Origin of the sequence: Synechococcus sp. CCAP 1479/10, from assembly GCF_019038515.1 — a bacterium.
Taxonomy (GTDB): Bacteria; Cyanobacteriota; Cyanobacteriia; order PCC-6307; family Cyanobiaceae; genus Cyanobium.
This window is the reverse complement of record NZ_JAFKRJ010000077.1, coordinates 1-843: the sequence shown is the minus strand read 5'-3', so window position 1 is coordinate 843 and position 843 is coordinate 1. Positions and strand designations below refer to the sequence as shown.

The window sequence follows — 843 nt, the reverse complement described above, 5'->3', positions numbered from 1 at the left end:
GGCGTCGTTGCCGGGGTACTTGAGGCGCACCTGCTGGAGGAAGCGGCGGTTGATCTCGAAGATCAGCTCGAGGTGGCGGGGCAGCAGGGACCCGAAGAGATCGAGGCCCCACTTCTCGAGGGCCTCGGGCAGGAGGGTGTGGTTGGTGTAGGAGAGGCAGGCGGTGGTGATGGCCCAGGCGGCGTCCCATTCCAGGTGCTTGTCGTCGAGGAGCAGCCGCATCAGCTCGGCGACGGCGATCGAGGGGTGGGTGTCGTTGAGCTGGATGGCCCAGTGCTCAGGGAATTCCTGGACGGGAATGCCACGGGCATCGAGGCTGCGGATCATGTCCTGCAGCGAGCAGCTGACGAAGAAGTGCTGCTGCATCAGCCGCAGACGCCGCCCAGCATCGGTGCCGTCGTTGGGATAGAGCACTTTCGAGAGGGTCTCCGAGCCCACCTTCTGTTCCACGGCGCCGTAGAAATCGCCGCTGTTGAAGGTCTGGAAGTCGAAGGATTCGGTGGCATCGGCGCGCCAGAGGCGCAGCCGGTTGCAGGTGTTGACCCGGTAGCCCAGCACCGGCACGTCGTGGGGGACGCCGATGGCGAGCTCGGCGGGGATCCAGCGCACCCGGTAGGCGCCGTTTTCGTCACGTTGGCTCTCGGTGCGGCCACCGAAGCCCACCACACAGGATTTCCCGGGCTGGACGATTTCCCAGGGCCAGCCCCCCTTGAGCCACTTGTCGGTGATCTCAACCTGGCGGCCGTCGCGGATGATCTGGTCGAAGATGCCGAACTCGTAGCGGATGCCGTAGCCGGTGGCGGGGACCTCGAGGGTGGCGAGGGATTCGAGGAAGCAGGCGGC

Annotated in this window: 1 protein-coding gene; it reads right to left on the bottom strand. The window is 66.1% G+C overall.

Annotated elements, in window-relative coordinates; genetic code table 11:
- On the bottom strand, positions 1 to 843 hold an 843-nt coding region (locus KUG39_RS17040; RefSeq protein ID WP_216916637.1), incomplete at both ends, for a glycogen/starch/alpha-glucan phosphorylase.